2 protein-coding genes are annotated in these 1102 nt (G+C 57.6%); both read right to left on the minus strand.

The features are described 5' to 3' along the window. The coding region (locus NW819_RS13030) for a response regulator (protein WP_414414002.1) at positions 1-178 on the minus strand (178 nt) is incomplete at its 3' end. A gap of 188 nt (positions 179-366) precedes the next feature. Continuing rightward, positions 367-1102, minus strand: a 736-nt coding sequence (locus tag NW819_RS13035) for a response regulator (RefSeq protein WP_414414001.1), incomplete at its 5' end; no start/stop codon positions are given.

The following is a 1102-nucleotide window of genomic DNA, read 5'->3' on the forward strand; positions in this document are numbered from 1 at the left end:
CGTTCATGCGCGGCATGACAATATCCAGCACCACCACATCAGGCTTCTGCTGGCGAATGCACTCCATTGCCTCTACGCCGTCTGTTGCTGTGGAGACTTCCAAACCGTTCTCGGAAAGCAAGCTGGAAATGGTCTCCAGGTAGGTACGGTTGTCATCCACCACCAGCACTTTGCTCATCGCCGTCTTGCTCCTTTTGCACTCCCGCGCAACCGTCGGGCTGCTTTGACTGAGGTTTGCTCTTGTAACCTCACCTGGCTCCCTGGCTCCGGGCCGGCCATGCTACCCCTATTGTTTCGGTGAGGCCACTCTTCTGTCCAGTACTTCGCCTATAGTCTTCTGTGCCAACATTTTGGCTACCCCAACGCCTATTCGCCACCGCCCCGTTTGGGGGGAGGGCCCACGTAGGATTCGACAATGGTCAACAACTCCTTTTCCGCAAAGGGTTTGCTCAAAAATTCGTTGGCTCCGGCCATGCGGGCCTTAATCCGGTCGGTAAAACCATCCTTGCCGGTCAGCATAATCATGGGGGTTTCGCGGAACTGGCTGGATTTGCGCAACATGGCGCACAGCTCATACCCATCCAACTTGGGCATGGCCACATCGCAGAGAATCATGTCGGGGTTGAGAAGAAACACCTGTCCCAGCGCTTTGAGAGGATTGCCGATGGTGGTAACCTGGTAGCCCTCGTTTTGCAGGATGAACTCTACGGTTTTTTGGATGGCCATGGAGTCGTCGATGCAAAGGATGTGGCTGGGCTTATCGCTGGGTTTGAGGGGACGGCTGGGCTTGGGCTCCGCGATCAAGACGGGCTCGGACAGTTGAATGGCCCCTTGGCGGACGTAGGGATAGATGGCCTTGGCCACCGCCAGGGTGTCTCGACCCAGGTAGCGACCCATCTGGCGAATGCTGGTTTTGCCGTCTGACCACTCGCTCAGGGCTTTGAAGACGGGGGCGGGCAGGTTTTGCTGGAGCGGCAGGGGGTTGACGATGGTGGGAGCTTGGTTGGGAGCTTGGATGTAGGGGTGCAGCTTTTTCCACTCCTGCACTTGGGCTACGATCTCGGTGAGCAGGGGGGTAACGGGGAAGGTGGTCAACTGGGGG

Origin of the sequence: Synechococcus sp. R8-2, assembly GCF_047461715.1 — a bacterium.
Lineage (GTDB): Bacteria > Cyanobacteriota > Cyanobacteriia > Thermostichales > Thermostichaceae > Thermostichus.